Source organism: Pseudomonas sp. AB6 (assembly GCF_034314105.1).
Classification (GTDB): domain Bacteria; phylum Pseudomonadota; class Gammaproteobacteria; order Pseudomonadales; family Pseudomonadaceae; genus Aquipseudomonas.
On the sequence record NZ_JAVIWJ010000001.1, the window covers coordinates 3,202,329 to 3,227,475 of the forward strand.

At 54.6% G+C, this 25,147-nt stretch carries 27 protein-coding genes; 7 read left to right on the top strand and 20 right to left on the bottom strand.

Features of this window, described 5'->3' with window-relative positions:
- Positions 1–57: 57 nt before the first annotated feature.
- From zapE to RGW60_RS15120, 3 genes are all read right to left on the bottom strand, one after another.
- Positions 58–1,152: a cell division protein ZapE gene (gene zapE, locus RGW60_RS15110; protein ID WP_322205358.1), complete on the bottom strand. Its 1,095-nt coding sequence runs from the start codon at positions 1,150–1,152 to the stop codon at positions 58–60.
- A gap of 67 nt (positions 1,153–1,219) precedes the next feature.
- Positions 1,220–2,563, bottom strand: coding sequence for a tryptophan--tRNA ligase (locus RGW60_RS15115; RefSeq protein WP_322205359.1), 1,344 nt, complete (start codon positions 2,561–2,563; stop codon positions 1,220–1,222).
- Between the two features lie 67 nt (positions 2,564–2,630).
- Positions 2,631–3,260 carry an alpha/beta hydrolase gene (locus RGW60_RS15120; protein ID WP_322205360.1) on the bottom strand — a complete coding sequence of 210 codons (630 nt, stop codon included), beginning with the start codon at positions 3,258–3,260 and terminating at the stop codon, positions 2,631–2,633.
- Positions 3,261–3,405: 145 nt separating this feature from the next.
- Between RGW60_RS15120 and RGW60_RS15125 the strand changes: the two genes are divergently transcribed.
- A complete protein-coding gene (locus RGW60_RS15125; protein WP_322205361.1) occupies positions 3,406–3,840 on the top strand; it encodes a YhcB family protein in 435 nt (144 codons plus the stop codon).
- 115 nt (positions 3,841–3,955) lie between these two features.
- Here RGW60_RS15125 and RGW60_RS15130 read toward each other — a convergent pair whose 3' ends face one another.
- The 7 genes from RGW60_RS15130 to cysD all read right to left on the bottom strand — a co-directional run bounded on the left by RGW60_RS15130 (position 3,956) and on the right by cysD (position 11,645).
- Positions 3,956–4,219 (bottom strand): hypothetical protein, encoded by a 264-nt coding sequence (locus RGW60_RS15130; protein WP_322205362.1) that lies wholly within the window; start codon positions 4,217–4,219, stop codon positions 3,956–3,958.
- 162 nt (positions 4,220–4,381) lie between these two features.
- Positions 4,382–5,038: a DUF2931 family protein gene (locus RGW60_RS15135; protein ID WP_322206933.1), complete on the bottom strand. Its 657-nt coding sequence runs from the start codon at positions 5,036–5,038 to the stop codon at positions 4,382–4,384.
- Between the two features lie 12 nt (positions 5,039–5,050).
- The gene (locus RGW60_RS15140) at positions 5,051–5,707 is read right to left on the bottom strand and encodes a DUF2931 family protein (RefSeq protein WP_322206934.1); all 657 of its coding nucleotides are present in this window, start codon (positions 5,705–5,707) and stop codon (positions 5,051–5,053) included.
- A 12-nt stretch (positions 5,708–5,719) separates the two neighbouring features.
- Positions 5,720–6,376, bottom strand: a complete 657-nt coding sequence (locus RGW60_RS15145; protein ID WP_416194848.1) for a DUF2931 family protein — start codon at positions 6,374–6,376, stop codon at positions 5,720–5,722.
- Between the two features lie 2 nt (positions 6,377–6,378).
- Positions 6,379–7,992 carry a DUF2235 domain-containing protein gene (locus tag RGW60_RS15150; RefSeq protein WP_322205364.1) on the bottom strand — a complete coding sequence of 538 codons (1,614 nt, stop codon included), beginning with the start codon at positions 7,990–7,992 and terminating at the stop codon, positions 6,379–6,381.
- 824 nt (positions 7,993–8,816) lie between these two features.
- Entirely contained in the window at positions 8,817–10,712 is a 1,896-nt protein-coding gene (gene cysN / locus RGW60_RS15155; protein WP_322205365.1) for a sulfate adenylyltransferase subunit CysN, read from the bottom strand.
- Positions 10,713–10,727: 15 nt separating this feature from the next.
- Entirely contained in the window at positions 10,728–11,645 is a 918-nt protein-coding gene (cysD, locus tag RGW60_RS15160) for a sulfate adenylyltransferase subunit CysD (RefSeq protein WP_322205366.1), read from the bottom strand.
- A gap of 475 nt (positions 11,646–12,120) precedes the next feature.
- Between cysD and algW the strand changes: the two genes are divergently transcribed.
- Complete coding sequence (gene algW / locus RGW60_RS15165; protein ID WP_322205367.1) at positions 12,121–13,281, top strand: Do family serine endopeptidase AlgW; 1,161 nt, start codon at positions 12,121–12,123, stop codon at positions 13,279–13,281.
- A 143-nt stretch (positions 13,282–13,424) separates the two neighbouring features.
- Here the strand turns inward: algW and hisC are convergent, their stop codons facing one another.
- The 10 genes from hisC to RGW60_RS15215 all read right to left on the bottom strand — a co-directional run bounded on the left by hisC (position 13,425) and on the right by RGW60_RS15215 (position 21,370).
- Positions 13,425–14,477, bottom strand: a complete 1,053-nt coding sequence (hisC, locus tag RGW60_RS15170; RefSeq protein ID WP_322205368.1) for a histidinol-phosphate transaminase — start codon at positions 14,475–14,477, stop codon at positions 13,425–13,427.
- Positions 14,474–15,808: a histidinol dehydrogenase gene (gene hisD / locus RGW60_RS15175; protein ID WP_322205369.1), complete on the bottom strand. Its 1,335-nt coding sequence runs from the start codon at positions 15,806–15,808 to the stop codon at positions 14,474–14,476. Before hisD ends, hisC begins: the two co-directional genes overlap by 4 nt.
- 125 nt (positions 15,809–15,933) lie before the next feature.
- Positions 15,934–16,569, bottom strand: a complete 636-nt coding sequence (gene hisG / locus RGW60_RS15180; protein ID WP_322206935.1) for an ATP phosphoribosyltransferase — start codon at positions 16,567–16,569, stop codon at positions 15,934–15,936.
- Between the two features lie 90 nt (positions 16,570–16,659).
- A complete protein-coding gene (murA, locus tag RGW60_RS15185; protein WP_322205370.1) occupies positions 16,660–17,925 on the bottom strand; it encodes a UDP-N-acetylglucosamine 1-carboxyvinyltransferase in 1,266 nt (421 codons plus the stop codon).
- 22 nt (positions 17,926–17,947) lie between these two features.
- On the bottom strand, positions 17,948–18,187 hold the full coding sequence (locus RGW60_RS15190; RefSeq protein ID WP_322205371.1) for a BolA family protein: 240 nt from the start codon (positions 18,185–18,187) through the stop codon (positions 17,948–17,950).
- A gap of 142 nt (positions 18,188–18,329) precedes the next feature.
- Positions 18,330–18,638, bottom strand: coding sequence for an STAS domain-containing protein (locus RGW60_RS15195; protein ID WP_322205372.1), 309 nt, complete (start codon positions 18,636–18,638; stop codon positions 18,330–18,332).
- Positions 18,635–19,285: an ABC transporter substrate-binding protein gene (locus RGW60_RS15200; protein WP_322206936.1), complete on the bottom strand. Its 651-nt coding sequence runs from the start codon at positions 19,283–19,285 to the stop codon at positions 18,635–18,637. The genes RGW60_RS15195 and RGW60_RS15200 overlap by 4 nt, the downstream gene beginning before the upstream one ends.
- A gap of 11 nt (positions 19,286–19,296) precedes the next feature.
- Complete coding sequence (gene mlaD, locus RGW60_RS15205) at positions 19,297–19,764, bottom strand: outer membrane lipid asymmetry maintenance protein MlaD (protein WP_322205373.1); 468 nt, start codon at positions 19,762–19,764, stop codon at positions 19,297–19,299.
- Positions 19,764–20,561 (bottom strand): lipid asymmetry maintenance ABC transporter permease subunit MlaE, encoded by a 798-nt coding sequence (mlaE, locus tag RGW60_RS15210; RefSeq protein WP_322205374.1) that lies wholly within the window; start codon positions 20,559–20,561, stop codon positions 19,764–19,766. The genes mlaD and mlaE overlap by 1 nt, the downstream gene beginning before the upstream one ends.
- Positions 20,561–21,370 carry an ATP-binding cassette domain-containing protein gene (locus RGW60_RS15215; RefSeq protein WP_322205375.1) on the bottom strand — a complete coding sequence of 270 codons (810 nt, stop codon included), beginning with the start codon at positions 21,368–21,370 and terminating at the stop codon, positions 20,561–20,563. The genes mlaE and RGW60_RS15215 overlap by 1 nt, the downstream gene beginning before the upstream one ends.
- A gap of 296 nt (positions 21,371–21,666) precedes the next feature.
- Between RGW60_RS15215 and RGW60_RS15220 the strand changes: the two genes are divergently transcribed.
- Genes RGW60_RS15220 through lptB form a run of 5 tightly spaced genes read left to right on the top strand, consistent with a single transcriptional unit; the run spans position 21,667 to position 25,013 of the window.
- The gene (locus tag RGW60_RS15220; protein ID WP_322205376.1) at positions 21,667–22,641 is read left to right on the top strand and encodes a KpsF/GutQ family sugar-phosphate isomerase; all 975 of its coding nucleotides are present in this window, start codon (positions 21,667–21,669) and stop codon (positions 22,639–22,641) included.
- Positions 22,641–23,177, top strand: a complete 537-nt coding sequence (locus RGW60_RS15225; protein ID WP_407074066.1) for a KdsC family phosphatase — start codon at positions 22,641–22,643, stop codon at positions 23,175–23,177. Before RGW60_RS15220 ends, RGW60_RS15225 begins: the two co-directional genes overlap by 1 nt.
- 9 nt (positions 23,178–23,186) lie before the next feature.
- Entirely contained in the window at positions 23,187–23,759 is a 573-nt protein-coding gene (lptC, locus tag RGW60_RS15230; RefSeq protein WP_322205377.1) for an LPS export ABC transporter periplasmic protein LptC, read from the top strand.
- Complete coding sequence (gene lptA / locus RGW60_RS15235) at positions 23,746–24,288, top strand: lipopolysaccharide transport periplasmic protein LptA (RefSeq protein ID WP_322205378.1); 543 nt, start codon at positions 23,746–23,748, stop codon at positions 24,286–24,288. The genes lptC and lptA overlap by 14 nt, the downstream gene beginning before the upstream one ends.
- Positions 24,288–25,013 carry an LPS export ABC transporter ATP-binding protein gene (gene lptB / locus RGW60_RS15240; protein ID WP_322205379.1) on the top strand — a complete coding sequence of 242 codons (726 nt, stop codon included), beginning with the start codon at positions 24,288–24,290 and terminating at the stop codon, positions 25,011–25,013. Before lptA ends, lptB begins: the two co-directional genes overlap by 1 nt.
- Positions 25,014–25,147: the final 134 nt, after the last annotated feature.

The window sequence follows — 25,147 nt, forward strand, 5'->3', positions numbered from 1 at the left end:
ACAAGCTACAAGCTAATTCCTTCTTGCAGCTTGAAGCTTGTAGCTCGCAACTCTCCCCTAGGGTTTATGCGCCCGAGACAGGAACTCATGGGATTGCATTTCCAACAGCCGACTCAGGGTGCGCTGGAACTCGAAGTTCAGACGACCCCCGGTATACAAATCCTTGAGCTCGACTTCAGCTGAGATGATCAGCTTGACGTTACGATCGTAGAATTCGTCGACCATGTTGATGAAGCGGCGGGCGATGTCGTCAGTTTTGACACTCATCTGTTCGACGCCGCTGATTAATACTGCGTGAAATATTTTGCCGAGTTCGATGTAATCGTTTTGGCTACGTGGACCGTCACACAGTTCACGAAAGTCAAACCAGGCCACGTCATCGCAGGTAAGCATCGCCCGAATTTCGCGGTTTTCAATCATCAGCACATCGTCTTTGGTCGCTTGAGTGCATTCCGGGGTCAGCGCTCGGAAGCTCTTGCGTAGGCTTGCTTCGGCGGCTTCGTTCAGCGGGAAGTGAAACAACTCCGCCTGTTCCAAGTGACGCAAACGATAGTCGACGCCACTGTCGACGTTGACGATGTCAGTGTTGAGCTTGATCAAGGCAATAGCCGGCAAGAATCGCGCGCGCTGTAAACCGTCCTTGTATAAACCGTCCGGGACGATGTTCGACGTCGCGACCAAGGTCACGCCGTTCTTGAACAGTTCTTCCATCAGGGTGCCAAGGATCATGGCGTCGGTGATGTCTGAAACGAAAAACTCATCGAAACAAATTACCCGCGCCTCATCGGAAAAGCGCTTGGCGATAATGATCAGCGGGTTTTTCTCGCCATTGAGGGTTCTCATCTCTTCGTGCACACGCTTCATGAAGCGGTGAAAGTGAGTTCGGACTTTCTCCTTGAACGGCAGGGCTTCAAAGAAAGTGTCGACCAGGTACGTCTTTCCTCGGCCAACGCCCCCCCAAAAGTACAAACCTTTGACGGGCACCTGCGACTTCTTGCCGAACAGCTTGCCCAGCAGACCCGGCTTACTGTTGTGCGCGGCGACCAGATCGTCGTACAGGCGTTGCAGATGGCGCACAGCAGTTTCCTGCGCGGCATCATGGAAGAAGTCGGGGCGTTTCAGATCAGCTTGATATCGTTCTAGGGGGGTCATATTTGTTAACAAGGCGACAAAAACGGGCCGCCACTGTAGCGACGGCCCTTGGAAATGGCAATCAGACCTATTGCGATGCCAACGCCCGCTTCAGATTTTCGATGGCCGCGTCGCGCGCTGCGCCGTCGACAAACTCAGGACTGTCCGCCACACATGAATCGTTTAGCCATAACGTGAAGCGATCATCCTCGCTGCGCAGGTCCAGCTCGCCACCCAACTGCAGCTGCTTGCTGACTGCACCCGCCGCCTTGCCATCAGCGAACGTGCGCGATAACAACAATTGCTCACCGTCGGCGGCCAGCAGGCGAAAACGGAAGCTGCCATCGTCTTCACGGAAGCTGATAAACCGCACACCTTTGGCGGCTTTTTTTTTCCCGCTGTCAACGTTTTGCACAACGCTGCGGAACGACCGCAGGCCAACCGCCTCACGTAACTCGCCGAGGAAAGGCGTTGCGACGGCGCGGGCCTTTACAGCACCGGCGAGCAGAATATCTTCCAGATCGGCTGGACGCGCCATAAAACCATGATAACTCTCGCGAGCCTCGCCCAGCTCAGCGTCAAGCAGCGTGAACAAACGTTGCTTGGCCTCGCCCCAACCCAGGCCCTGCAACAGCTCTGAACGGAACTCAGCGCCTTGCTCCAGGGTGGCAAAAGCCTGATAGAGGGTGAACAGGTGCGAATTGTCCGGATCCTTAGCTTCGCCCGGCGCACGCGAGTCGGTGACGATCTGCGAAATCGAGGCTTTCATCTCTTTGGCACTGCTGAACAACGGAATGGTGTTGTCGTAGCTTTTCGACATCTTGCGACCATCCAGGCCGGGTAGCGTGGCAACGCTTTCTTCGATCAGCGCTTCGGGCATGACAAAAAACTCTTTGCCCTGCCCAAATAGGTGGTTGAAACGCTGACCAATGTCCCGGGCCATTTCCACGTGCTGAATCTGATCGCGGCCAACCGGCACTTTGTGCGCATTGAACATCAGGATGTCAGCCGCCATCAGCACCGGGTAGCTGTACAAACCCATGGTGATACCGGCGTCCGGGTCTTCACCGGCTTCTACGTTTTTGTCTACCGAGGCTTTATAAGCGTGTGCACGGTTAAGCAATCCTTTAGCCGCCACACAGGTCAACAACCAAGTCAGCTCAGGAATTTCCGGGATGTCGGACTGGCGATAGAACGTGACCCGATCGACATCAAGTCCCGCAGCCAACCAAGTCGCTGCGATTTCCAGACGTGAACGCTGAATGCGCAGCGGGTCATCACATTTGATCAGCGCGTGATAGTCGGCAAGGAAGTAGAACGAATCAGCATCGCTCTGGCGGCTGGCGATGATCGCCGGGCGAATGGCGCCGGCATAGTTGCCCAGGTGCGGCGTACCGGAAGTAGTGATGCCGGTCAGGATACGAGTGGTCATGGCTAGTCGCTGCTTATTAGAGTAGGGCAGGTTGGGCGCTTACAGAATCAGGCGCTTCTGGCTGCAATCAATTCGAAAGGCGTGGCAAGACCAAGTCTTTAAGGTCGGTTAGCTTGCCATGAAAAAAGTGTCCGCATTCTGCCACTTTCAGCAGCTCATGGGGACGCTTGAGAGCGGCGGACCAATCGTAAACGGTCTGCGGATCGATCACCTCGTCGGTTTCAGGTTGAATCAAGGTTATCGGACAGTTTTGCGGCACTGGGTGATCGGCGCTGAGTCGAGTGACCGCCGCCGCCACCATGAATAAATGCGCCAACTTCTCACCCCTGTCTTCCAAGCGTCCGCCAAGACTGGCCGCGACAAAACCACCAAACGAAAAGCCCAGCAGGGTCATTGGCAAGTCGAGGTGTTTATTACGCAACCACTGCGCTGCGGCTTGGGCATCATCGACTTCGCCAGCCGCCATGTCGTGGCTGCCCGCGCTGGCGCCAGTCCCGCGATAGTTGAAGCGCAAGGTGATCAAACCCGCATCGCGTGCAGTTCGCTGCAATGTCGATACGACTTTATTCAGCATGGTTCCGCCCTGCACCGGGTTAGGATGGCAGATCAGCGCCAGACCGCGAGCACCTTCGGTATTAAGGTAAAGGGCTTCGATTTGGCCGACTGGGCCATCAATCAATACAGGGGTTTCGCGCATGAGCAAAAATGAACTCCGTGACCTCGAATTGGGTCGACTCGTCTAGCTGATTGTCTGTGTCTGGCATATCCGAGAGCGTCTCGCGGTATACAGCGCAGGTTCGAGCCGTTAACGTAAAGCAAAGCCGTTTATAGAGGAAGGACTCGTGGAACACTCGCTCTTAGTTTGGTTGTTGCCGACTATCGCCCTGGTCGCAGGTGTGGTCATTGGTTTCCTGGTCGCACGTCTGCTACCCAACGCCGCACCGAGCAGCACCCAGCGTCAGCTGGATGATGTGCAGGAGCGCTTCAATAGTTATCAGAACGAGGTAGTCACCCACTTCAACAGCACGGCGAACCTGGTGAACAAGCTTTCGCAGAGCTACCAAGAAGTACAGGATCACCTTGCCGATGGTGCCAACCGCCTGGCCCTGGATGAGCAGACGCGTCAGCGCTTACTCGCCAGCTTACACGCGGACACCACTCAAGCACCTCGGGATCGCCTGACCCCACCGCGCAACTCTGAAGCGCCGAAGGACTACGCGCCCAAGACCCCGAATGCACCCGGCATGCTGGATGAGCATTACGGTTTAAAAAAGTGATGTGAGCGACACGCATCAACAAAAAGCCCGCCGTTCAGAGTGAACTTTGAACGGCGGGCTTTTTTTGGAGTTACATACGGTCGGGCCATACTCTCGCAGTCAACATGGGCTAACCCTATTCCGAGGCCTGACGTTTTGGCAATTTGACGTAACAGCCACGCGATTCTTCGATAGTTAGGCAATCGTCTCCGACAACCAATACCATCTCGTCGAAGAACTGGCTGATGTCATTTTCGCCGTTCAAGCCCTCGTTATTCCGGCGCAACGTTAGCCGTTGTCCGTCTTGTGACCATTTACCCTTTGCATAACCGTCAGCGGAGCCATATTCAACGACGGCTTCAAAGTTATCGCCCTCTTGCAGCGACAGCTGCGAGGCCATTTCCATGACCCCTTATAAATAATAGTTGCCGATTAAATCGTTGGATGGCGCGTTATCAGCATGGGAGCAGGAGGCCAGGAATAGAGCTGAAACGAGTAGGACGATTCCTTTCATTTGTTTCTCCGGGGTTGTGAATACAAGAGTTGAGAGGTTGACCGGGGATCACCAACTGCCATACGGAATGCCGAAGCGTTCGATGTATTGCTTCGAGTCCTTGGTTTGTTGGAAGTAGTGCCCGTTTGATTTACCCAGATACGGGCCTAAGGGTTCTATCCCCACTTGGGCGCGGTTGAAGGCGACTCGGCGTAAACACTCATCCCACACCCACACTTGCACGATACCGCCGGGTGCAAGCCCCAGGGTCAGGCTGGGGTGCCAGGATGCTGGGCGGTCAGGGTATTTGGCACAGCGTCGAGCGATGGAGTAGCGCATCAGTTGACGGGCTTCTTCCGGGATCTCTATCCAGCCCTGATAGGTTTGAGGCTCGACCGAGGATTGCCAGCGCACAAAGACCCGTTTCGGGAGATCGGCACCGGTGACAAAGCTCCCGTTTCCACCGGTATCCGACCATCCCCTAGCATCGTCGATGTCGTCATTCTGGAAAACTTCAATGCCAATTCCGCCGCCACCTCGGCGTGGGAAGAATCGGTTATTAATGTCCACTACCGCGCTCATCTCGACCCAACCCGTCATATAGTACGGCGCGGAGAATCGCAGATCCCACCATGGGTGATGGGGGTCATTAACGCCGGACAATGGGTCGGCGGCCTGGCATCCTGCGATCAGAGCTAGACCCAGTAATGCGGCGAGTTTTCTGATAATCATCCGGGATCACCAACTGCCATACGGAATACCGAAGCGTTCGATGTATTGCTTCGAGTCTTTGGTTTGTTGGAAGTAGTGCCCGTTTGATTTACCCAGATACGGGCCTAAAGGCTCGACTTCGACTTGTACGCGGTTGAAGGCGACTCGGCGTAAACACTCATCCCACACCCACACTTGCACGATACCGCCGGGTGCAAGCCCCAGGGTCAGGCTGGGGTGCCAGGAAGCTGGCTCTTCCGGATCCTCGGCACAGCGTCGAGCGATGGAGTAGCGCATCAGTTGACGGGCTTCTTCCGGTATTTCTATCCAGCCTTGATAGGTTTGAGGCTCGACCGAGGATTGCCAACGCACGAAGACCCGTTTCGGGAGATCGGCACCGGTGACAAAACTCCCGTTTCCACCGGTATCCGCCCATCCGTGGGCATATTCGATGCCGTCGTTCCGAAAAGCTCCGATGCCGATAGCCCCGCCGCCTCTGCGTGGAAAGAATCGGTTATTGATATCCACTACCGCGCTCATCTCGACCCAACCCGTCATATACCTTGGTGCAGAAAACCGTAAATCCCACCAAGGGTGATGGGGGTCATTAACGCCGGACAATGGGTCGGCGGCCTGGCATCCTGCGATCAGAGCTAGACCCAGTAATGCGGCGAGTTTTCTGATAATCATCCGGGATCACCAACTGCCATACGGAATACCGAAGCGTTCGATGTATTGCTTCGAGTCTTTGGTTTGTTGGAAGTAGTGCCCGTTTGATTTACCCAGATACGGGCCTAAAGGCTCGACTTCGACTTGTACGCGGTTGAAGGCGACTCGGCGTAAACACTCATCCCACACCCACACTTGCACGATACCGCCGGGTGCAAGCCCCAGGGTCAGGCTGGGGTGCCAGGAAGCTGGCTCTTCCGGATCCTCGGCACAGCGTCGAGCGATGGAGTAGCGCATCAGTTGACGGGCTTCTTCCGGGATCTCTATCCAGCCCTGATAGGTTTGAGGCTCGACCGAGGATTGCCAGCGCACAAAGACCCGTTTCGGGAGATCGGCACCGGTGACAAAGCTCCCGTTTCCACCGGTATCCGACCATCCCCTAGCATCGTCGATGTCGTCATTCTGGAAAACTTCAATGCCAATTCCGCCGCCACCTCGGCGTGGGAAGAATCGGTTATTAATGTCCACTACCGCGCTCATCTCGACCCAACCCGTCATATAGTACGGCGCGGAGAATCGCAGATCCCACCATGGGTGATGGGGGTCATTAACGCCGGACAATGGGTCGGCGGCCTGGCATCCTGCAATCATTGCTAGACCCAATAATATCCACAGCTTTTTGATCTTCATCGTTGGCCCTTGATTACGTGAGGGTGTTGGATGCGTATGCCGTTTTCCGTCGGTGCATTAAAGTAAAAAAGCTTCAGGCCCTCCCCATGTCGCTTAGTCACTGGGTTGTTCCAATGGGCGGAGGTATGGATATAGCGCAGCTTTAACTGAGCTTCTTCGGCAGGTGTGGTGCTGTAATCACCGGCCACAAAGCGGTCGCACAGCGATTGGAGGTCTTGAGGGAGCTTGTAGTCAGCACGCTGCTCATCGATATCGGTAAAACGTACCTTCTTTTGTTTCGCCAGGGTGTACATCACCCGCAAATACACACGCGACAACTCTCCGCGTACTGTTCGCTTGAGTTGTAGGCCCGCAAACACTCTTTTTTCCCGGGGTGCCTGTCGATCCTGCGGGTCGATCGCTAACTCCGTGGAGGGCGGCGTAATAATTTCCAGCATCTCGGCGGGCCAGCCTTTAGCGATCATGTGCAGTTTCGCTTGCAGCGCGTCCTGGTAAATGGAGGTGGTTTTTACGTCACAGTTTTCCGCGACCGTCAGCGCCTGCATGGGAGTGATCAGCACGCATTCGTCCGCCTCGGCGCGATAACCTCCTCCAACGTCCGAGTGAACACCGGGCACGATAATTTCAGGATGATCGGGGCCGATTTTATTAAGGGCAAAATTGTCTCGGCACTCGTCGCGAGCCACTAATTGCACCACGTATCTGAAGTCTGACGAGGGCAATGCAATGTTCAATCCGGGAGTAACTGAACTGCTGATATTGAGTAAGTTACTCAACCCACCCGTAGCTGCCACGGTATCGAACAGGCCGATAAAACCGATGCGGATATCTTTTTTGTATTGGCCAATGAATTCCGGGCTGAAGGCGATCTTTTGGCTATTAAGTGCAACCCCAAAGGGGCCATTACGAGCTTTGGCGACTTCTGTGGCAAAGTGCCTGGCCGCTGCTGCGCCTCGACTGAAACCGAAGACATCAAACATGATGTGGGTGATTTCATTATTAGGATCTTGCTTGTATATATCCCGAATATGTCGACCTATCGCAACGAATACCGACTGCACACGCTCTGCCACGCCAGTCTCGCCACGCCCTAGGCTTGAACCGAGCTTGCTGTCTTTTTCGCCCACCACGGTTCCAATACCGTTGACGTAGATTTTTCGGTAGGCGTACGAATTTGGTTCCCCAAAACCACCTTTCTCCAACTTTATAGGTGCGTGATAAAGATCATGCAACTTCGCTACATTGCTTAAATCATTCCCATAACTGCTGTCAGCATCCGCCATATACGGTTTGCAACTGGTCTCGAGGTCTTGCGGCTGAATCGGGTGATGCGCGCCACACATAATGCCCATCGCGGTGTTGCTGGCGTTATTGCAGGTGCCGTCGAAGAACACACCGATGGTCAAGAAGACCGGCACCTTGCTGTCCCGCTCGCGTTTTTTCTGCTCAGCCACCCTGCGGTAGAGCGCCTCTTGGCGTGCTTCCCTCTGCGCAATTGCGGCCAAGGCGGGTTTTTGCATCTCCTCCCGGGCGGCGAGTTGCTGAGGGGTTTTTTCTTTTGGTCGATTCGCCAGACATACCCGGCAGGAATTGGGGTCGTGTTTTTCCACAAGCGGTACTCCTGAATAACTTCGCGGACATTAGTCGTTTTAGATTGCGCAACTATTTGCGCGCTTGCTGCTTAAAATGGCGCACTCAAGACGAATGAAACCGCTATAGGCGCAACTATCCCAGCACCTAAGTCGAGGCAGTCAGTGCATAGATACATATGTACAAATAATTTGGTTGCGAAAAAATACGACGGTTAAGTGTTTATAACAAGCGAATTTATGCCATTTAAAAAGCTCCAATTTCCGTTATTTATGTGGGATATTTCCTACGGACAACAGCGAGTTTCAAATATTGGTAGTCTCTTATCAAAAATTTCGGAAGCTTCATCAGACGCACCCGATATAGGAAGGTAAAGAGTCCTACATAGCGAATGTAGTATCGCTTATTATTCGACTTAAGTTCGAGGAGCCCAAGTATGACGTACGATAAACAATAGGTTATTCGGTCAGCTTGCGCTGGCCTCTGCCTTAGGGAATAGCAAGCTGTGGCTGCCTACTCTAAGGCGCGCGTGCTCAGAGCAAATCAGCAAGCATCCGGGTAGATACTGCCAATGCAAGAGCCAGAGGCTGGCCTGCGGCACCTGTATCAAAACACCGCATAACTTGTTGAATAAGCGGGCTTGCTCGCGATGGAGCACAAAGCGGTCCTGATAGGCCGTCCCGGCTCCAACTGAAAAATAGAATGGCTGGTTTTACGACCGCTGCGTAGCCGATCGCGAGCAAGCCCGCGCCTACAGGTCCTGTGTTTGCTGCGCGACAGCATGGCCCATAAAAAGCCCCGCGATGAATCTCTCCATTGCGAGGCTTTTTAGTGCACGTTGCGATTAAATCGCGCCGCGGCTCCGGAGCAGTTCCAGCACTTGCTTGACGCTCTCTTCAATTGACAGCGATTGTGTGTCGATCACCAGATCAGCATTCAATGGCACGTCGTAGGGGAAAGAGTCACCCGGGATGTTGTCGCCATTGGCGGCATACAGGCCTTGTGGGTCGCGCTCGCGGCAAACAGTAGGCGATGCCTGGACATAGATCGTAATCAGACGATCAGTGCCAATCAGTGTTTTGGCCTGCTCACGGCCTTCGGCGTCCGGGGCAACGAATGCCGCCAGTGTCAATAGGCCCGCTTCGTTGAACTGACGTGCAACATGCGCTGCACGCCGCCAATTTTCAGTGCGACCGGCACGGGTTTGCGGCAGGCCTTTATTAAGGTCATGGCGCAGGTTTTGACCATCCAGGACGAACACCGCTCGCCCCATGTCGAACAACTTGCGTTCCAGCGCGTAAGCCAAGGTGCTTTTGCCCGCACCGGACAAACCGCTGAACAACACCGTTGCTGGCTGCTGGCCAAAACGACGAGCGCGCTCTTCAGTGGCCACGTGCGCTTTATGGTCGTGGTGACTGGCACCGGCGACGATTGGCCGGGCGATGATCATGCCCGCCGCAACCGTGCCGTTGGTCAACCGGTCAATGATGATGAACGAACCGGTAGTGCGGTTGCTGTCGTAACCGTCCAATGCAATGGCGGTGTCGAGGCTGACCTTGACTCGCCCGATTTCGTTCAGCTTCAACTCGCTGGCAGGACCTTCAGCCAAGGTGTTGACGTCGACCTTATAGGTGATGCTGGCAATCGAGCCCGGTATGTAGCTGGTGGCGCGTTTGATGTCGTATTTCTTGCCCGGCAGCATCGGCTCTTCTGCCATCCACACCAGCATGGCGTCGAAGGTGTCGGAGATTTGCGGAATACTGTCAGCGTGTACCAGCAAGTCGCCACGGGAGATGTCGATCTCGTCTTCCATGGTCAAGGTTACGGCCTGGCCTGGACCCGCCTGCTCCAACTCGCCATCGAAGGTGACGATGGATTTAACCCGGCTGGTTTTACCTGATGGCAGTACGACTATTTCGTCGCCCTTGTGCACGACGCCGCTGGCCAATGTGCCGGCGAAACCGCGGAAATTCAGGTTGGGACGGTTGACGTATTGCACCGGGAATCGCAAGTCGGTGAGGTTGCGATCAGCGGCCACCTCAACCGTTTCAAGGATTTCCATCAGCGTTTGGCCGGTGTACCACGGCGAACGCTCGCTGTGGTTCACCACGTTGTCGCCTTTTAGGGCCGACATCGGAACGAAATGCATGGTGGTCGGCTTGAGCGCGATGCCGTCGGCAAAATTCTTGTAATCCGCCTTGATCGACTCGAACACACCTTCGTCGAAGCCTTTAAGGTCCATTTTGTTAATCGCGACAACGATGTGCTTGATGCCTAGCAGCGAAGCGATGAAGCTGTGACGACGGGTCTGGGTCTGCACGCCATAGCGCGCATCCACCAAAATGATCGCCAGGTCACAGGTCGAGGCGCCGGTGGCCATGTTGCGGGTGTACTGCTCATGGCCTGGCGTGTCGGCGATGATGAATTTGCGTTTTGCGGTAGAGAAATAGCGGTAAGCAACATCAATGGTGATGCCCTGCTCGCGCTCGGCTTGCAAGCCGTCGACCAGCAACGCCAGATCGATGTCATCGCCGGTAGTGCCGACTTTCTTCGAGTCCCGAGTAATCGCCTCCAAGTGATCTTCGTAGATCATTTTGGAGTCATGCAGCAAGCGGCCGATCAGCGTACTTTTGCCGTCGTCGACATTACCGCAGGTGAGAAAGCGCAACAGTTCCTTGCGTTCGTGCTGGCCCAGATAGGCGAGGATGTCCTCGCTGATCAATTCAGATTGATGCGACATTGTGAGACACCCTGTTTAGAAATAGCCCTGACGTTTCTTTTCTTCCATCGACCCTGCGCCATCGTGATCGATGACTCGGCCTTGGCGCTCGGAAGTTCGCGTCAGGAGCATTTCCTGAATGATGTCGGTGAGGCTCGTCGCCTCAGACTCGACCGCGCCCGTTAATGGGTAGTCGCCAAGGGTGCGGAAGCGGACTTTCTTCTTGACGATGCGTGCGCGGTCTTCTTCGCTGAGGTGATTACGCAGGCGATCGTCGTCGATCATGATCCAGGTGCCATTCATCTCGATGACTTCACGTTCGGCCGCGAAATACAGCGGTACGATCGGGATGCCTTCGAGGTAGATGTACTGCCAGATATCCAGCTCGGTCCAGTTCGACAACGGGAATACGCGGATCGATTCGCCCTTGTTGACCTTGCCGTTGTAGACATTCCACAGCTCGGGACGTTGATTTTTCGGGTCCCAACGGTGTTTGTTATCGCGAAACGAGTAGACGCGCTCTTTGGCACGAGACTTCTCTTCATCGCGACGTGCGCCGCCGAACGCCGCATCGAAACCATACTTGTCCAGTGCCTGCTTGAGGCCCTCGGTCTTCATGATGTCGGTGTGTTTGGCGCTGCCGTGGGTCAGCGGATTGATACCCTGCGCAACGCCATCGGGGTTGACGTGCACTATCAGGTCAAGGCCCAACTCTTCGACCAGACGGTCGCGGAAGGCGTACATTTCCTTGAACTTCCAGCGGGTATCAACGTGCATCACGGGGAAAGGCAGCTTTCCGGGGAAAAACGCTTTGCGTGCCAAGTGCAGCATTACCGCAGAGTCTTTACCGACGGAGTAGAGCATCACCGGGTTATCGAACTCGGCGGCCACCTCGCGGATGATGTGGATGCTTTCCGCCTCCAACTGTTTCAGATGCGTCAGTTTGTCGACCATGGCTACTCACGAAAACGTACAGATGAACGGCCAACGGGCCGTGTTCGAGCCGCACACTTTATCACAGCGTCTGCTTATATTAACGGCCTGGTTAGATCGAAACGATATACCCATAGACCGCTTCGTTCGGGCTTTAGTGGGTGTCAGACCATCAATAAACGGAGGCTCAAACACGAAATATCTTAACGAGTAAAGCCCTATGTTTACCCTCCGTACCGCCTCGCTCACCGTCACGCCACTGACCCATCGCGTCAGTTGCGCACGCATCAGACCCGCAACCGCTGGAGCAATAATCCCGGATTCGTGAGCAGTCCAGATAGTCGTTCGAGCCCTCCACCAAGGTGCTCGGGGCGAAGGCCATAAAAGACGCTTAAATATGCAGTTCAGCGCTGCCCGGTACTCGTATAATGCCCGCCACTATGGCGCAACCCCCAGCTGAAAGCTGCCGCGCTTGGCATTTCTCAGGACGTGTTCAATGTTCAAGGCACTGCGTTTCTTCGCTTGGCCCCTGCTGGCTGGCGTGCTCATCGCCATGTTGATTATTCAGCGTTACCCACAATGGGTTGGCCTACCCAGCCAAGACGTTAATCTTCAACAAGCACCGCAGTCATCGACCGTACAAAAAGGCCCGGTGTCGTATGCCGACGCGGTGATTATTGCCGCGCCTGCCGTTGCCAATCTATACACCACCAAAGTGGTCAGCAAATCAAACCATCCACTGTTTGAAGACCCTCAGTTCCGCCGCTTCTTCGGCGATAACCTGCCTAAACAGAGGCGTATGGAGTCGAGTCTCGGCTCAGCTGTAATCATGAGCCCTGAAGGGTATTTGCTGACCAACAACCACGTCACCAGCGGGGCCGATCAGATCGTCGTGGCGCTCAAAGACGGCCGCGAAACCACCGCACGAGTCATTGGCAGCGATCCCGAGACCGACTTGGCAGTGCTGAAAATAGACCTCAAAAACCTACCCTCTATTACCATCGGCCGCTCGGACAATATCCGCATCGGCGATGTAGCGCTGGCCATCGGCAACCCGTTTGGCGTTGGTCAGACAGTGACGATGGGCATAATCAGCGCCACCGGCCGCAATCAACTGGGTCTCAATACCTATGAAGACTTCATTCAGACCGACGCGGCGATCAACCCCGGCAACTCCGGGGGGGCACTGGTTGACGCCAACGGCAATTTAACAGGCATTAACACGGCGATTTTCTCCAAGTCTGGTGGTTCGCAAGGAATCGGTTTCGCTATTCCAGTGAAGCTGGCGTTAGAAGTCATGAAGTCGATCATTGAACATGGTCAAGTGATTCGGGGCTGGCTGGGTATCGAAGTGCAGCCACTCACTCAAGAACTGGCTGAATCGTTTGGATTAAAGGATCGGCCAGGCATCGTGGTCGCGGGGATCTTCCGCGACGGACCGGCGCAAAAAGCGGGCCTGTTGTTGGGTGATGTGATTTTGAGTATTGACGGCGAACCTGCCGGTGATGGCCGTCGTTCGATGAACCAGGTAGCGCGCACCAAACCAAGCGACAAGATCGCAATACAGGTCATGCGTAACGGCAAGGAGCTAACGATGACCGCTGAAGTAGGCCTGCGACCGCCGCCTGCACCGAGCGCAACGCCGGAAGAGGAATAAGCCCTGCGGGGATCTTCGATTTTTCCTCGGTCTATGGGCGCGAAGTCTTCGCGAAGCGAACAATGCGGTCTGTCGGATGTACCGCTTTGTACCCTTCTCGAACACGTTCGCTCCCGTCGGATCGCGGCGTTGATCCACACTTCTTACAAATCGCCGAAACCATCGAGCAATGCCTGATTATGCTCAGGCGTGCCAATGCTGATTCGCAAGAATTGCGCGATGCGCTCCTGCCTGAAGTGTCGAACGATTACCCCCTGCTCCCGTAATTTAGCGGCAAGACCTGAAGCGTCATGCCGCGGGTGGCGGGCAAAGATGAAGTTGGCTGCGGAAGGCAAAACTTCGAAGCCCTTGGCCTCAAGCTGCTTGATTAACACCTCACGGCTGTCGATCACTGCCTTGCAGGTGCTTTCAAAGTACTTGCGGTCTTCAAACGCAGCGGTCGCACCGACAATTGCCAAACGATCCAGAGGATATGAGTTAAAGCTATTCTTAACCCGCTCCAGCGCCTCAATCAGATCAGGATGCCCCACGGCCAGACCCACTCGCAGCCCCGCCAGCGAACGCGACTTGGACAACGTTTGGGTAACCAGCAGGTTTGGATATCGGTCTACTAGACTGATGGCGGTTTCACCCCCGAAATCGATGTAAGCCTCGTCCACCACCACCACCGAATCAGGGTTAGCCCTGACCATATTTTCCACGGCATCCAGCGCCAAGAGGCAGCCAGTCGGCGCATTTGGGTTGGGGAAGATGATCCCGCCATTGGGTCGGGCATAGTCTTCGACGCAAATCTGAAACTGTTCGTCCAGCGCAATCGCGTCAAACTCAATGCCGTACAAGCCGCAGTACACAGGATAGAAGCTGTAGCTGATATCCGGGAACAATAAAGGCTTGCCGTGACGGAACAGCGCGTTGAATACGTGTGCTAGCACTTCATCCGAACCGTTGCCTAAAAACACTTGATTGCGCTGAACGCCGTAATAGGTGGCAACTGCCTGCTTTAACAGATCGCTGTTGGGGTCCGGATACAAGCGCAAATCGTCGGTCACCCCGACACGCATGGCAGCCAACGCTTTAGGCGACGGGCCATAAGGGTTTTCATTGGTGTTGAGCTTGATCAGTTTAGTCAGCTTTGGTTGTTCGCCCGGCACGTAAGGCACGAGGGTGCTGACAAATGGACTCCAGAACTTGCTCATGCTTTTTCCCCTTGCTCAGTGCTGCCAGCAATGCGGTATTCGGCGCTGCGAGCGTGGGCGGTCAACGACTCGCCTCGCGCCAATACTGAGGCCGTTTTGCCCAATTCAGAGGCGCCCTGCTCCGAGCAGTAAATGATCGACGAACGCTTCTGGAAATCGTATACGCCCAGTGGCGACGAGAACCGTGCAGTACCTGAGGTCGGTAATACGTGATTCGGGCCGGCACAGTAATCGCCCAGCGCTTCGGAGGTGTGACGCCCCATGAAAATCGCGCCGGCGTGGCGAATCTGCGGTAGCCAAGCTTCAGGATCGGCCACTGAGAGTTCAAGGTGTTCCGGGGCAATTCGGTTGGCAACCTCAATGGCCTGCTGCATATCAACCACTTTAATCAGCGCCCCACGGCCATTGATCGAGGTGCGGATGATCTGCGCACGCTCCATGGTGGGCATCAGCTTGGTGATACTTGCGGCCACTTTGTCGAGAAACTCCGCGTCCGGGCTGATCAAAATCGCTTGGGCGTCTTCATCATGTTCCGCTTGGGAGAACAGATCCATCGCGATCCAATCCGGGTCGGTCAGACCGTCACACACCACCAGAATCTCTGACGGACCGGCAATCATGTCGATTCCCACCTGACCAAAAACATGGCGCTTGGCAGTGGCAACATAAATGTTACCGGGGCCAACGACCTTATCGACTTTAGGCACGCTCTCGGTGCCGTACGCCAAGGCTGCAACAGCCTGCGCGCCACCGATGGTGAATACGCGATCAACCCCCGCGATACAGGCTGCCGCGAGCACCAGTTCATTGATTTCGCCACGCGGCGTAGGGACAACCATGACCACTTCGGTCACGCCAGCGACTTTTGCTGGAATCGCGTTCATCAATACTGACGACGGATACGATGCTTTGCCGCCCGGCACATAGAGCCCGGCGCGGTCCAGAGGCGTGACCTTCTGGCCCAACACCGTGCCGTCGGCTTCGGTGTAACTCCAGGAATCCTGTTTCTGCTTTTCGTGGTAAACACGCACGCGTTCGGCGGCTTTTTCCAACGCAGTGCGCTGCTCTGGCGTAATACGGGTCAGGGCCAGCTCTAACCGCTCGCGTGGCAAAATCAACTCTGCCATCGACGCCACTTCAAGACCGTCGAAACGTTGGGTGAACTCCACCAGTGCCGAGTCGCCACGCTCGCGCACAGCTTTGATGATCTCAAGCACGCGCTCGTTGACCGACTCGTCGGACACACTTTCCCAGCTCAGCAGGTGGTCCAGATGGCGCGCAAAATCTGGATCAGCGGCGTCGAGTCGGCGAATTGCAGTGGTCGTGGTCATAGCGGAAGCCTCAATAATTGGCGAATGCTCAGGCGCCGATAGACTACCAAGCCATCCGCGTGGGCACCTGAGAAATTTGGCTATGACACGGATAGATGGGCGCGACTCAAGGTCGCGCAGGTGAGTCAGCGGCGGTGTCGCGACTCGACTGCTTTACGCAGCGTATCGATCAACGCCTGAATACGCGCATGTTGCATCTTCATTGACGCCTTGTTCACCACCAGACGCGAACTGATAGTTGCAATCAGTTCCTGAGGTTCAAGCCCGTTGGCCCGCAGCGTGTTGCCAGTGTCGACGACATCAATGATTTTGTCCGCCAGGCCGATCAAAGGCGCCAGCTCCATCGAGCCATACAGCTTGATGATGTCGACCTGACGACCTTGCTCGGCGTAATAACGCTTGGCAACGTTGACGAATTTGGTAGCAACACGCAGACGGCCTTTTGGCTCAATCGCGCCGACGGCGCCAGCGGTCATCAAGCGGCACTGAGCAATTTGCAGGTCCAACGGCTCGTAAAGGCCCTGGCCGCCGTATTCCATCAGCACATCTTTACCGGCCACGCCCAGGTCGGCGGCACCGTGTTCAACGTAAGTCGGGACATCTGTAGCGCGCACGATCAACAAGCGCACATCAGCTTGGGTCGTGGTGATGATCAGCTTGCGGCTTTTGTCCGGATCTTCGGTCGGCACGATGCCTGCTTCAGCGAGAAGCGGCAGGGTGTCGTCGAGAATACGGCCCTTGGACAGTGCGATGGTTAGCATGGGAAACGTAAGTCCTTGGCAATCGGGCGCTTCCATGCGCCCCACGTATCCTGACTCAACGAGTCAGGACCTTGTGCTAATGATCAAAGCCTAGCCCGGAACGCGACGGATCTTGGCGCCGAGCATCTGCAGTTTTTCTTCGATGCATTCATAACCACGATCGATATGATAAATGCGGTCGATCAAGGTATCGCCCTGAGCAACCAACGCCGAGATGACCAGGCTGGCCGAAGCACGCAGGTCGGTAGCCATTACAGGCGCGCCTTTGAGTTTCTCAACACCGGTAACAACAGCAGTATTACCTTCGACCAGAATCTGCGCGCCCATACGGTGCATTTCATATACGTGCATAAAGCGGTTTTCGAAGATGGTTTCGATAACAGCACCGGTGCCCTCGGCGATTGCGTTGAGCGAGATAAATTGTGCTTGCATATCGGTTGGGAAAGCTGGATACGGAGCGGTCCGCACATTAACGGCTTTTGGCCGCTTGCCGTGCATGTTCAGCTCAATCCAGTCCTTGCCGGTGGTGATTTCAGCACCCGCTTCTTGAAGCTTGAGCAATACAGCTTCGAGAATGGCTGGATCGGTGTCCTTGAGCTTGACGCGACCACCGGTGGCAGCAGCTGCCACCAAGTAAGTGCCCGTCTCGATACGGTCCGGCATCACTTTGTAGGTAGCGCTGTGCAAGCGCTTTACACCTTCAATGGTGATGGTGTCAGTACCGGCACCGGTGATGTTCGCACCCATGGCGATGAGGCAGTTAGCCAGGTCAACCACTTCCGGCTCGCGAGCGGCGTTTTGCAAGACACTGCGCCCGTTGGCCAGGCTTGCGGCCATCATGATGTTCTCTGTTCCGGTAACGCTGACGGTATCAAAGAAGAAATTCGCACCACGCAAGCCGCCTTCTGGCGCCTTGGCCTTGATATAGCCACCTTCAACGTCAATTGTTGCGCCCATGGCCTCAAGACCGCGGATGTGCAGATCGACAGGCCGCGAACCAATGGCGCAACCGCCTGGCAAGGCGACTTCAGCGTAACCGAAACGAGCAACCATCGGACCCAATACCAAAATCGAGGCGCGCATGGTTTTCACCAGTTCATAAGGCGCGATCAAGGTCTTGATGGTGCGGGCGTCGATTTCAACGCTGAGCTTCTCGTCGATTACAGGCTCAATGCCCATGCGACCGAACAGCTCGATCATAGTGGTGATGTCGTGCAGGTGCGGCAGATTGCACACCGTTACCGGCCCATCCGCCAGCAAGGTTGCAGCAAGAATTGGCAGGGCAGAGTTTTTCGCCCCGGAAATGCGGATCTCGCCATCAAGACGAAAACCGCCGGTAATAATCAGTTTATCCATAAGAGTCTCGACGCCAATTGGCTCAGGTGCGCTCGGACCAAGCAGCGCGGCTGAAAAATTTCATGGTGACCGCATGGATGCTGCCATCGGCGATCCAGGGGTTTAAATGGGCATAGATCTGCTGCTGACGCTTGACTGGGCTAAGGCCCGCCAGTTCATCACTGATCACGTTCAGCTGAAAATTGCAGCCTTCGCCTTCAACTTCTACCTGGGTTTCTGGCAGCTTTCCTTCAAGGAAGCTTTTAACTTCTACGGCCTGCATGCTTAACCTCAATCGGCGCCCTACGCGCGCGGGTCGGCCATCATACAAAAAAGCCTGCCTGCTGCGAACCCCGGATTAACAGACTCGGACGGAAAGCTTTTCGGCGGGTCACCTGGAAACGCTTCATTCGACCCGCTGACGGCTATTGATGTTGATCGAACAATTCGGTCAAGCCAGAGACCTGCGCAATGTCGCGCATGTCCTGCGGCAGTGACTGAACGCTGACAACCTTACCCTCGGCGTTGGCGTCGCGCATGAACGCAAGCAGCAAAGACAGACCGACACTGCTGGATTTCTCCACTTCGGAACAATCCAGGATCAAAGCCGTCGCGTCAGTGGCCTTGATCAGCGCTTGACCCTGCTTACGCAAGGCCGGACCGCTGCGGTAGTCAAGTGCGCCACTCAGGTGCAACTCACCTGATGCGCCCAGACGAACAGCTGACTCACTCATTGGGCAGGCTTCTCGGCAGCATCAACCTTGGTTTTGGCTTTCGCAACTTCACCCGCCCATTCGTTGATGGTTTTATCCAGGTTATTGCTGTTCTGCCGCATAGCATCAGCGAATTGATCGCGGAACAGTTTGCCAATGTTGATGCCATTGACGATAACGTTGCGAACTTTCCACTCGCCATTAAGCTTCTCAAGCGTGTAGCTCACAGGGTAAATCGCCCCACCATTGCCTTTAACAGACATGTCGACGCTAGTGCGGTCGCCGCTCTCGTCCTTGGCCGCAGAAACAGTAATACCCTGGTTGTTGTATTCAAGCAGGGCATTGCCATAGAACTGAAACAGGCTGCGCTTGAAGTTTTCCTGGAAACGCTGCATCTGCTCAGGCGAGGCTTTACCTGAGTATTTAACCGTCATGACGCTTTTCGAGATGCCTTCAGCATCAACTACCGGACCCACAATTGTGTTTAACGCGTCGTAAAAAGCGCTTGGGTTGGTTTTGTATTGATCTTTGTGGGCAGCCAAATCGGCCAGCAGTGCTTTAGTCGTGCCGTCGACCAGATCATGGGCTGACTGGCTTGGGGCCGCATTCGCGAACAATGGAAAAGCAGTCAGCAGGATTAGCAGACCGCAGCGCAAGCTTGAGAACAGGGAGGAATTCCTCATTTGGCGTCTTTACCCACAGTGTTGAGCATGAATTTTCCGATCAGGTCTTCGAGAACCAATGCAGACTGAGTGTCATGAATAATACTGCCATCTTTGAGCAGCGCTTGCTCTCCCCCTACGCTGATGCCGACGTACTTCTCACCGAGCAAGCCAGCAGTAAGGATTGATGCAGTAGAGTCTGAAGGCAAGTTATTCACCCGCTTTTCGACTTCCATGGTCACACGACCCATAAAGGTGTCACGGTCCAGATCAATAGCCGTGACCTTGCCGATGGTCACACCGGCCATGGTCACCTTTGCTCTGACAGTCAAACCGGCAATATTGTCGAAGTTTGCGTAAAGTTTATAGCTGTCATGGCTGGCGCTTGCGCTCAGACCACTGACACGCAAGGCCAACAAGATCAAAGCCAGGATCCCGGCCAGCAAAAAAAGGCCAACGCCGGTTTCCACGGTGCGGTTTTGCATCAGAAATCTCCAAACATCAGGGCAGTCAAAATAAAGTCGAGGCCTAATATGGCCAGTGAGGCGTACACCACAGTTTTAGTGGTCGCACGGCTGATCCCTTCCGACGTGGGCTCACAGTCATAACCCTGGAATACGGCAATCCAGGTCACCACAAAAGCAAAAATTATGCTTTTAATTACACCATTGAGCACGTCACTTTGAAAGTTCACGCTATTTTGCATGTTCGCCCAAAACGAGCCCTGGTAGACACCAAGCCAGTCAATCGCGACCCATGAGCCACACCAGATGCCGACCACGCTGAAAATCATCGCCAGTAACGGCAAAGAAATAAACCCCGCCCACAAGCGTGGCGCTACGATGTATTTAAGCGGATCAACACCAATCATTTCCAGGCTTGACAATTGCTCAGTGGACTTCATGTTGCCAATCTCGGCCGTCAACGCAGAACCTGCACGGCCGGCAAACAACAAACCTGCAACGACCGGCCCTAGCTCACGCAGCAGCGTTAAAGCCACCATCTGCCCCACCGCCTGCTCCGATCCATACTTCTGCAGAATGCTGAAGCCTTGAAGCGCCAATACCATGCCGATGAATCCGCCTGAAACGACAATTATCAGCAGCGACATCACACCGACCGAATGCAACTGGCGAACCAGCAGTTGAAAACTGCCGCCGACTCCGCCACGACCGAACAACGCATGAAATAAAAACAGCCCCGAGCGGCCTAGCACCGTCACCATGTCGATTGCAGATTGGCCGAACAAATTAATTCGGCCCATTAAAGACTGTTTGCGCATCAGCGCTTCCCCAAAAGATCTTCGCGGTAATCCGGTGCCGGATAGTGAAATGGAACAGGGCCATCCGGGTCGCCGGTCATGAATTGATGGATGCGCGGATTATCCGAACCCAGCAGCTCTTCTGGAGTTCCCTGACCTAACACCTGACCATCGCCGACTACATATAAGTAGTCAGCGATGCTCGCGGTTTCCGCAAGATCGTGAGAAACCACAATACTGGTGATTCCCAACGCATCATTCAGCAGACGAATCAACCGGACCAATACACCCATGGCGATGGGATCTTGACCAACAAAGGGCTCGTCATACATAAGAATTTGCGGATCGAGCGCAATAGCCCTGGCAAGTGCCACACGCCGCTTCATACCACCAGATAACTCGTCAGGCATCAAATCGACGGCGCCACGAAGGCCGACAGCCTGCAGTTTAAGCAGGACAATGTCGCGAATCATGTCGTCCGGCAAATGGGTGTGAATCCGTAGCGGGAATGCCACGTTTTCGAACACATCGAGATCAGTGAACAAGGCCCCGCTTTGGAACAACACACCCATATGCTTGCGAGCATCGAATAAATCGCTGCGCGACAACTTGGGTAAATTCTGACCGTTGACCCACACCTCTCCGCTGTTGGGACGCAATTGAGCACCCATCAAGCGCAGCAGCGTGGTCTTGCCGCTTCCGGAAGGCCCCATGATTCCGGTGACCTTGCCCCGGGGAACACGTATATCAATATTATTGAAGATGCTGCGCGTGCCGCGCTTGAAGGACACGCCCTTCAGCTCGACCGCGTAGGCGTTATCGGCGCTCATCTAAACTCCTCACGAGGCGGCCTCACTCTCATAAACCGATGTCCATGGCGCTGTGCATGCACCGACTAGGTGGGCCGAACTGGCCGCGAACTATACCACTGCGCGCGCATGTGTCCCACGGAAGAAGCCTCTTTAGTTCAGGCGCAAGACAGATACTTCGAACAATTGCGAACCACTCTCGAAGAGTACGGGTCAACCGCGATGCGAGAACCTTGCACTGACATAAGATCAAAGGTGAGGGAATTGACCATTACCGCTATAATCGGCGCCTTTTCATCAGGCTGACCGTTTCCGACATGAGCCAATCCAGCGACCTGATTCAAACAGCACAACGCACTATCCGCTTAGAAATAGAAGCAGTAGAAGGTTTACTGATGTATATCGACGCTGATTTCGTACGCGCTTGCGAAATGATTCTGGCCGGCAAGGGCCGCGTAGTCGTAGTCGGCATGGGCAAGTCGGGCCACATCGGCAAAAAGATCGCCGCCACGCTGGCAAGTACCGGCACCACAGCATTCTTTGTCCACCCAGCCGAAGCCAGCCATGGCGATATGGGCATGATCACCCGTGACGACATCATCTTGGCCATTTCAAACTCGGGCACTACGACCGAAATCGTTACACTTTTGCCCCTGATAAAACGTCTGGGCATCCAGATGATCAGCCTGACCGGCAACCCAGACTCAACCCTGGCCAGGGCTGCAGAAGTCAATCTGAATGTTCACGTCGAACATGAGGCCTGCCCTCTGAACCTGGCCCCGACATCATCGACCACGGCAGCACTGGTAATGGGTGATGCGCTGGCCGTCGCGCTATTGGAAGCACGAGACTTTACAGCCGAAGATTTTGCTTTTTCGCACCCCGGCGGCGCCTTGGGTCGGCGATTACTGCTCAAAGTCGAGCACGTCATGCACATCGGCGAAGATTTGCCGAAGGTCCGGCGCGGCACTCTGTTGCGGGACTCGCTGATGGAAATGACCCATAAAGGTCTCGGCATGACTGCCGTTTTGGAAGCCGATGGTCGTCTGGCCGGAATATTCACTGACGGTGATTTACGCCGCACCCTTGATCGAGACATCGACATCCGCACGGCGATCATCGACGACGTTATGACGCTCCACGGCAAAACTGCCCGCCCCGAGATGCTCGCGGCCGAGGCACTGAAAATCATGGAAGATCACAAAATTGGCGCACTGATCGTTGTTGACGAAAACGACCACCCAGTCGGCGCCTTTAACCTGCAAGATCTTCTACGCGCGGGAGTGATGTAGTGAGTGGCGCAATAAATAAAGATTTGCTGCATCGCGGCAAAAATATCAAATTAGCGATTTTTGACGTGGATGGCGTATTGACGGACGGCCGCCTGTACTTTCTCGAGGATGGAAGCGAGTTCAAGACATTCAATACTCTTGATGGGCAGGGTATCAAGATGCTGATCGCATCGGGCGTAATCACCGCTATCATCAGCGGACGCAAAACCCCCGTGGTCGAGCGCCGAGCAATGAATCTGGGCATACAGCATCTGTACCAGGGCCGCGAAGATAAGTTGGTCGTACTCGACGAGTTATTGTCCCAACTCAACCTGACCTACGAACAAGTCGCCTATTTAGGCGATGATCTGCCAGACTTGCCAGTCATTCGGCGCGTCGGCTTGGGAATGGCCGTTGCCAATGCCGCAAGCTTTGTAAAGCTGCATGCTCATGGCGTTACCCAGGCTCGCGGGGGCGAAGGCGCAGCACGTGAGTTTTGCGAACTGATCCTGAACGCTTCAGGCAGCCTTGAAGCGGCCCACGCCGCCTACTTATAGAAGTTATTTATGCTGAGAAAAAAAATTCGCAGGTTCTTGATTCTGGGTGTGCTGGCATTATTAGTCGCAGCGGCAGGCTATTGGAACATCAGCCCAGAAACTTTTCTTGAGCAAAAAGCGGCCGTTGTCGATCCAGGCGCTATCGATTTCTATGCCACCAAGGCACACAGCTTGCAATTTTTGCCAGACGGTAAACTTCAGTACGATATGACATCCGACAAAGTTGAGCATCTTCAGGCCTCGGACGTCACGCTGCTGACAAATCCCGACCTGCAGCTGTTTCGCGGTGCGCAGTTTCCATGGCACGTACAAAGCTTGAGAGGTGAAGTTTCGCCTGGCGGCACTCAAGTCGAGCTGATTGACTCAGTACGCGTCGCCCGAACAGACGAAAAGAACCGTACAACCATCATTACCAGCAGTCGAATGACGGTATTCCCACAGAAGCAATATGCGCAGACCGAGCAAGCCGTTAGAATCGACGGCTTCGGCGGTGTTACCACCGGAACGGGCATGAAAGCGTATTTGAACGACGGCAGGATGAACCTGCTATCTAACGTAAGAGGACTGTATGAGGCTCGTTAAAACCCTCCCTTTTTTGCTCGGCCTGGGCACAGTACTGGGAAGCGTGAGCGCTTGGGCTCTGCCGACGGACCGCGATCAGCCTATTCATATCCAGTCTGACGACGCGCAACTCGATGACAAGCAAGGCATTGCCACTTACAAAGGCAACGTCATCATCACCCAAGGCACCATGAAAATCACCGGCAATACTGTGACTATCACCCGTACACCAACAGGTGAAATCAACGTATTTACCTCCGTAGGCAACCTTGCTTACTACGAACAGAAACCTGACGTGAACAAACCGATAGTTCAGGCGTACGGTGTAACTATTCAGTACTTTGCCCTGGATAATAAAATTGTGCTGATCGACAAAGCCAAGGTTATTAACGACGGCAACACCTCTGAAGGTGAAAAAATCATCTACGACACGGTGAGGCAGATCGTTAACGCCGGTCGTGCAAACGGCACTAAATTGACCGCTCCGCGTCCGCGGATCGATATGGTCATTCAGCCAAAAAGCAAACCCGACGCGCAGAAGGCCCCTTAATGGCGACGCTGAAAGCCCAACACCTGGCTAAATCCTACAAGGGTCGGCAGGTCGTACGCGATGTCAGCTTGTCTATCGACAGCGGTCAGATCGTCGGACTGCTTGGCCCTAACGGCGCAGGAAAAACAACCTGCTTTTATATGATTGTAGGGCTGGTACAGGCTGATCAGGGTCGTGTATTGATTGACGATCTGGACGTCAGCCACCAGCCAATGCACGGTCGTGCGCGGGCCGGAATCGGCTACTTACCGCAGGAAGCCTCCATTTTTCGCAAGCTGTCTGTTGCTGATAACATTATGGCGATACTAGAGACCCGCAAAGAACTAGATCGCGCGGCACGTCGCAAAGAGCTTGAAAGCCTGCTGCAAGAATTCCATATCAGCCATATCCGCGACAACTTGGGCATGAGCCTGTCAGGCGGCGAACGCCGTCGTGTGGAAATTGCACGCGCCTTGGCGACTTCACCCAAGTTTATTTTGCTGGATGAGCCTTTTGCAGGCGTCGACCCGATTTCAGTAGGCGATATAAAGCAAATCATCTACCACTTGAAGGCCAAGGGAATTGGCGTTTTGATCACCGACCATAATGTTCGCGATACCTTGGATATTTGTGAGACTGCCTATATCGTCAACGATGGACAACTGATCGCTGAAGGTGATTCAGAAACCATTCTGGCCAACCAATTGGTTAAAGAGGTTTACCTCGGCCATGAATTCCGCCTGTAAGGTCTGCGGTATATCGCTCTTCATAGGCGACAGACGCTAGAATTTCGCGCTGGCAAGCATTTTAATTTCCAGCGGACTCTAGGCAAACACTTAAGTTTCAGGCATATAATTTGCTTAAGTTGGCGCTCCGGCGC

Coding starts and splice junctions, on each gene's coding strand:
- cysD (WP_322205366.1), bottom strand. CDS start 11,645: ATGGTCGACAAACTGACGCATCTGAAACAGTTGGAGGCGGAAAGCATC.
- lptB (WP_322205379.1), top strand. CDS start 24,288: ATGGCGACGCTGAAAGCCCAACACCTGGCTAAATCCTACAAGGGTCGG.
- mlaE (WP_322205374.1), bottom strand. CDS start 20,561: ATGCGCAAACAGTCTTTAATGGGCCGAATTAATTTGTTCGGCCAATCT.
- murA (WP_322205370.1), bottom strand. CDS start 17,925: ATGGATAAACTGATTATTACCGGCGGTTTTCGTCTTGATGGCGAGATC.
- cysN (WP_322205365.1), bottom strand. CDS start 10,712: ATGTCGCATCAATCTGAATTGATCAGCGAGGACATCCTCGCCTATCTG.
- lptC (WP_322205377.1), top strand. CDS start 23,187: ATGCTGAGAAAAAAAATTCGCAGGTTCTTGATTCTGGGTGTGCTGGCA.
- RGW60_RS15120 (WP_322205360.1), bottom strand. CDS start 3,260: ATGCGCGAAACCCCTGTATTGATTGATGGCCCAGTCGGCCAAATCGAA.
- RGW60_RS15215 (WP_322205375.1), bottom strand. CDS start 21,370: ATGAGCGCCGATAACGCCTACGCGGTCGAGCTGAAGGGCGTGTCCTTC.
- hisD (WP_322205369.1), bottom strand. CDS start 15,808: ATGACCACGACCACTGCAATTCGCCGACTCGACGCCGCTGATCCAGAT.
- RGW60_RS15190 (WP_322205371.1), bottom strand. CDS start 18,187: ATGCAGGCCGTAGAAGTTAAAAGCTTCCTTGAAGGAAAGCTGCCAGAA.
- RGW60_RS15115 (WP_322205359.1), bottom strand. CDS start 2,563: ATGACCACTCGTATCCTGACCGGCATCACTACTTCCGGTACGCCGCAC.
- hisG (WP_322206935.1), bottom strand. CDS start 16,569: ATGCTAACCATCGCACTGTCCAAGGGCCGTATTCTCGACGACACCCTG.
- RGW60_RS15220 (WP_322205376.1), top strand. CDS start 21,667: ATGAGCCAATCCAGCGACCTGATTCAAACAGCACAACGCACTATCCGC.
- lptA (WP_322205378.1), top strand. CDS start 23,746: ATGAGGCTCGTTAAAACCCTCCCTTTTTTGCTCGGCCTGGGCACAGTA.
- hisC (WP_322205368.1), bottom strand. CDS start 14,477: ATGAGCAAGTTCTGGAGTCCATTTGTCAGCACCCTCGTGCCTTACGTG.
- mlaD (WP_322205373.1), bottom strand. CDS start 19,764: ATGCAAAACCGCACCGTGGAAACCGGCGTTGGCCTTTTTTTGCTGGCC.
- algW (WP_322205367.1), top strand. CDS start 12,121: ATGTTCAAGGCACTGCGTTTCTTCGCTTGGCCCCTGCTGGCTGGCGTG.
- zapE (WP_322205358.1), bottom strand. CDS start 1,152: ATGACCCCCCTAGAACGATATCAAGCTGATCTGAAACGCCCCGACTTC.
- RGW60_RS15130 (WP_322205362.1), bottom strand. CDS start 4,219: ATGGCCTCGCAGCTGTCGCTGCAAGAGGGCGATAACTTTGAAGCCGTC.
- RGW60_RS15195 (WP_322205372.1), bottom strand. CDS start 18,638: ATGAGTGAGTCAGCTGTTCGTCTGGGCGCATCAGGTGAGTTGCACCTG.